This window comes from Bacteroidota bacterium (assembly GCA_039111535.1).
Lineage (GTDB): Bacteria > Bacteroidota > Rhodothermia > Rhodothermales > JAHQVL01 > JBCCIM01.
This window is the reverse complement of the sequence record JBCCIM010000288.1, coordinates 1-5,751: the sequence shown is the minus strand read 5'-3', so window position 1 is coordinate 5,751 and position 5,751 is coordinate 1. Positions and strand designations below refer to the sequence as shown.

At 50.8% G+C, this 5,751-nt stretch carries 5 protein-coding genes; all 5 read left to right on the top strand.

Annotated elements, in window-relative coordinates; genetic code table 11:
* On the top strand, positions 1-566 hold a 566-nt coding region (locus tag AAF564_25610; GenBank protein MEM8488948.1), incomplete at its 5' end, for a tetratricopeptide repeat protein.
* 3 nt (positions 567-569) lie between these two features.
* Positions 570-1,106 carry a GrpB family protein gene (locus AAF564_25605; protein ID MEM8488947.1) on the top strand — a complete coding sequence of 179 codons (537 nt, stop codon included), beginning with the start codon at positions 570-572 and terminating at the stop codon, positions 1,104-1,106.
* Between the two features lie 113 nt (positions 1,107-1,219).
* Positions 1,220-3,664: a family 20 glycosylhydrolase gene (locus AAF564_25600; protein ID MEM8488946.1), complete on the top strand. Its 2,445-nt coding sequence runs from the start codon at positions 1,220-1,222 to the stop codon at positions 3,662-3,664.
* A gap of 13 nt (positions 3,665-3,677) precedes the next feature.
* The gene (locus tag AAF564_25595; GenBank protein ID MEM8488945.1) at positions 3,678-4,523 is read left to right on the top strand and encodes an arginase family protein; all 846 of its coding nucleotides are present in this window, start codon (positions 3,678-3,680) and stop codon (positions 4,521-4,523) included.
* A 244-nt stretch (positions 4,524-4,767) separates the two neighbouring features.
* Positions 4,768-5,433 carry a DUF6624 domain-containing protein gene (locus tag AAF564_25590; protein MEM8488944.1) on the top strand — a complete coding sequence of 222 codons (666 nt, stop codon included), beginning with the start codon at positions 4,768-4,770 and terminating at the stop codon, positions 5,431-5,433.
* Positions 5,434-5,751: the final 318 nt, after the last annotated feature.

Sequence of the window (5,751 nt, the reverse complement as noted above, 5' to 3'; positions counted from 1 at the left end):
CCATCAAATCTATTGAAAAAGGTCAAAATGGTGTTGCGCTCAAGCTGCTCAAAGACGCCCATTACCTGGACCCATCAAACAATGATGCGTTGTACTGGCTCGGTTTTTTATTAAAACGACTAAATCGTCTAGAGGAAGGTGCAGAAGCACTCTCGCTAGTTTCTGAACGTGTGCCGGGCATGGCTGAAGTTGAAGCTGCGCTGGTAGACACCTTTATCGCGATGGATGAACCGGAAGGCGCTGTTTATCACGCACAACGTTTGCTCGATGTAGCACCGTATGAACCAACAACGCTGCTAAAGCTTGCTGATGCGTACGAAGCCAACGGCAAACCTGACCTGGCCATTGATGCCCTGAACCGTGCACCGCTACACAAGCCAACCCTAACCGATACCCTGGTGGACATACACTATCGCCTGGGGTTATTGCATGAATCTGAGGGCAACACAGCGCAAGCACGCGATCACTTTGAACGGGTGTGCGCACGGGATATTTCCTACAAAGACATTCGGACCCGAATACAGCAATTTGAACCAGACTCGCCCAGCGAAGCTACTGATGCATAACCCGTGCAGCCAAGCCGTATGCTGGGCTTAAAACGCGGTATACTCAGCCTCTCTCCTTATACGCCGGCCTGGTCCGACCTATATACATTGGAAAGTGCGCTATTACGTGAACTACTGGGCCCTGCCATTATTGACATCCAGCATGTGGGCAGCACATCCATTCCCGGCATGATTGCCAAACCTATTCTCGACATTGCAATACAGACGGGATCGCTGGAAAGTGTTTCACTTGCTGAACAGGTATTGCCCAAACACGGGTACGTTTGCCGCGGTGAACAAGGCATCCCGGGCCGGCACCTGTTTGCAAAAGGCGACCCGATTACCCATCACGTACACATGATGCTGCCCTACTGCGACAACTGGCAAAACCAACTACTATTCAGAAATTACCTCCTTGCGTTCCCGGAAATGGCGGCGCAATATGTTATACTAAAACAGCAGTTGATTGCAACAGTAGCCGGTGACCGCAAGGCCTATGGCGATGGCAAAAAAGCTTTCATCAAACTAATACTGGCTGAAGCAAAAGCCTATTACCAGTAGCTATGATTAATGCACGGCGGTGTAGTCCTGAAACACAGCCTGCTTGCCCGATGACAACACAAGCAGTAGCTTAGGCAACCCACGTTTTCTTTTGCACTTGTCAGGTCACCTTGATGCGGTTCAAACAGGTTTATCTTGTCCTCTATATTTTAGCGACTTCATCCTGTTCGCCCCCAACCACGGAGCAGTTACCTCTTTTACCCACAGTAGCATCATCAGTTGAGCAACAATCAGGTCGGCTGAACTTGCGCGATGGTGTCTCCTTTGAAATTAAAGCGCCTTCTCTTGCCCCTCTGCCAGGTATTTTTGAAGCGGACTTTTACCTCCTTACTGGCATCAACAACATACAATCAACGCCCTCAGTGACGATAACCCTCGATGTTGATGCATCGATGGCTGGAGAATCAAATATTACGGAAGCTTATGAAATTGAGATAGGAGAAGACGTGTCCGTTAGAGGTGCAAGTTACGCCGGTGTCTCTATGGGGCTTGTGACTCTTCTTCAACTCATGGACACCAACGCTACCCTTCCCAAAATCAGGATACAAGATAGACCGGCCACGCCTTACCGAAGCTTGATGATCGACCTGGCAAGGAGTTGGCATGACGTAAGCACAATCAAGTCGTTAATAACCCTCTGCAAATGGTACAAAATCAACTATCTCCATTTGCATCTCACCGACGATCAGTCGTTCACCTTTCCATCTACAGCATTCCCTCAACTGGCTACCGAAGGCCGGCACTACACCCTTGAAGAGCTCGAAGAATTGAATGCCTATGCGCAGGAACGGGGCGTTATCCTTGTCCCTGAACTGGATGTCCCAGGGCATGCCACACAGCTTGTAAGCAACATGCCCTCGGTATTTGGCATTGGAGATCCGCGCCAAAACAGCTACACAATCACGATGGGGCGTGAAGCGACCTACGCAGCGCTAAACATCCTCATTGAAGAACTTGCCGCAGCGTTCCCGCACACGCCCTATATCCATATAGGCGGAGATGAAGCCTTCTTTGCCGGCATGGACGAGGATCCCGAGACCCAGGCATACATGCAACAGCATGGCATACCCAATGTGGATGAATTATTCAGACATTTCCTCGCCCGGCTGAACGACATGGTACGCGCACAGGGCCGGCAAACGCTGCTCTGGGCCGGCTTTACTGAGGCTGGTGAAATAGAAATCCCCAAAGACATGGTTGTAATGCTCTGGGAATCACAGTACTACGATCCGCAGCGCCTGATTGATGCCGGCTACCCCGTTGTCAATGCAACCTTCAAGCCGCTCTACGTGGTCAATAACCGCAAGTGGGATCCCGCCTACATCTATACCCAGTGGAATTTGCAGCGCTGGGAAAGCTGGACCAATACCAAAGACAAATTCCTCGGTACCGAAGTACAGCCTACCAATCGTATCCTTGGAGCAACCATGTGCGCGTGGGAGCAAAACCAGATTAACCAACTCCCCCGGCTGCGTAAACGGTTGCCGGCGATGGCTTCACATTTATGGGAAGGCGGTGCAGGCACGCTATCACAATTCGAAGGCGCACTCACCCATACCGATGCACAGCTGACCAGACTACTGCATCCCTTTGGTGTAAACGTAAAAGGCAGATCTTATCCCGCGCTTGATGAAGGTAATTTCTATGAACACCTGCAATTCGACCAAGCCCTCACGCTCTCAGCTACGGCTATATATCCCGACCTTATCCTCCGTCACACCCTCGATGGGACAGCCGTCACGTCGGCGTCATCTGTTTGGCTGGATGACTTAACGTTTAATGAAACCACCACGGTTAAAATTCAGGCGTTTAATGCGCAGGATGAAGCAGTTGGGTTGCCTTTTCATCAGCGCTACTTCTACAGCCCCATCACAGCATCGGCTGCGGGTCTATGGAAGCAACTCCCTCACGGCAGTTGGGAGAAACACCGGTTTGAAGACAGCCTTACCTTGAGCCTGCACGCAAACCTTCCTGATGCAGACCTCAGGTATACACTTGATGGCTCTGCCCCAAACCCTACCTCTCCTGTCTACGCTACTCCCCTCACCATAAAGCAAAGCACATCAGTACGCGCCCAACTCATACAGCGGGACGGTACCCCCATCGGAAGCGGGTTTAGCCAGACCTATTTCCAGATTATCAACGATGCCAGCCTGACAACAGGCAAACCGGCCATCGCCTCAACGGACAACATCCGCCCCGGGCTCGCTGAACTGACCAACAATGGGCGCATCACGCTTTGGGAGCACTGGGAAGGCCATGTGGGTGAGGACGTGTGGATTGAAATTGATCTCGAAAAACCTGAGCAGATCTCTCGCCTGAAAGTCTACAATTACTGGGACAACTACAGATATTACCAATACACGATCGACGGCTCGGTCGATGGTTCAACGTGGACGCAGCTGGTTGACTTCAGCCAGAATACGGAAAAGACGACCCTTGCAGGATACACCCATACCATAGTGCCTTCCGAAGTCAGATTTCTCAAACTAAACCTGCTTTTCAACAGCGCCAATCCTGGCCTGCACGTCACCGAAATCAGTGCCTTCCACGAATAAGCGCTATAAAAGCATGTCCAGAGAAGATAAAAAACGACTAAATATACTCTTCCCCGACTGGCAGGGATATGGTGAGTCGATGGCTGCCCATACCGGTGCGCTCGCACTTGCGGAGGCGCTTTCCCCGAGATTCGCATTTTCGGGGATTGAGGTCTCCCAAACAACTCCTTTGACGGCAAAAGCCGGCGTGCTTGGCCTTGACCCAAACCTTGACATGTTACGCAGCATGTGCAATTTACTCGAAGCTAAACAACCCGACAAAACTTTTATGATCGGCGGCACATGCGCCACAGAAATTGCACCCGTTTCCTATCTAAACAAGAAGTACAAAGGCGACCTCTGTGTGCTGTGGTTTGATGCGCATGGAGATCTCAATACGCCGGCTTCGAGTCCAAGCGGTCACTTGCATGGGATGCCCCTCCGCACGCTACTCGGCGAGGGCCACCCAGAAGTGCTGGAGCAGGCGTTTTCAACCTTGCAACCGGATCAGGTAATCCTCGTCGGCACACGCGACCTTGACCCGGCCGAGAACACATTTATTGAGGAAAACAACCTGTTGCTGCTACCTCCGCAGGAGCTATCCGCAGCCGGCAGATTGACTGATGCCATAGCCGCGCGCAACTACAACCATGTGTATGTTCACTTAGATCTGGACATCCTGAACCCAGCCGAATTCCCGAGTCTTCTGGTGCCAACTACGGGTGGGATTAGCGTTGCAATGCTGAAAAAATTGTTGTACTCCATTACAAAAACATGCGACATCGCAGGATTTAGTGTTGTTGAGTATGTACTTCGTAGAAGGGACGATATAGGAATTGTTGAATCGTTGGTTGAGATTGTGCTGGACCAGGATGCGTGACGCAAGCTTTGTAGAAAAAAACATCAGCGCAGGGTAGACAGAAACTTCGTGGGCCTTACTATTGTGGTTTCATTAGAATTGATTTACATGTACGAAAAGGCTTCTCGTCAACTGTATTGGCATTTTGTTGCGTCCACCCTGTTTTGCCGGCGCCCCTTTTCGTCGACGTAAATTGCAGACAACTTCTCATGACACGCTGAGTCTTAATGGAAGCATACCCCAACATCTCACTCGCCTACCTTATATGCAACGCGTGCTATTCCTCTTTCTCATCTTTGCCCCGTTGTCCATTGCACACGGACAAACAACGTCCCCCCCTCCTCCTCTCGAGCCGGCATACCTTATTGCCATGCTTGACACCATCAACACGACCGAGCAAGAACCGATACGCCGTAGAGACGCCTTGATGAAACAGTTTGGGGTTGAGTCGGAAGAAGCTGCAGCCGCGCAAGCCGAGTACAAGCGAAACCATGCCATCAACGAGAAAAAAGTGCGCGCCCTGCTCGACACGTATGGCTGGCCAGACCCTGCGGTAATTGGAGAGCGCGGCATAATTACCATTTGCAACGTTATCCAGCACGCGGAGCAAGAGACCCGCGTGCTGTACCTGCCGATGATGCAGGATGCTGTCAAAGCCGGCAAATTACCGCCCAGATTACTCGCCCGGGCAGAAGATCGTATTGCCTCAGAACGGGGCGAACTCCAGCTATATGGCGGGCAGATGAAGTACTACCCGGAATCCAAGAGCTTTAATGTCTGGCCCGTCTACGACCCGGTTAATATCGACAAAAGAAGGGCCGCGATTGGCCTGGGCCCGATTGCAGAACACCTCAAAAACAGGTTCGACTTTGAGTGGAATCTTGAAGAACAAATTGAGCGAACGAAGGCTTACGAAGCATCAAAGCAGTGAGCCAAAATAATTGTTCATCACCCGGTCACAAAGTGTACTGAACAATTATCCGGGTTGCAGGTACTACCCGCACTCCCCGACTAAAGACGGCTTCACAACGCACATCATGTGCCGTCTTGCATATTTCAGGACGCTTTCCAAACCCGGACAATAAAAAGCAATTTCTAGTTGCTGCATTGTGTCTGTCCTGTAGCAATTCCAGACAACGCCTCGGCCAGGCCACACTTCGTTCTCATGGCGCCGGCAGTTGCGTTTGCTAAAGCAATTCGAACCTCTAGCATTTCATTTAAAATGAAAATTAAATTTGTATACATCATT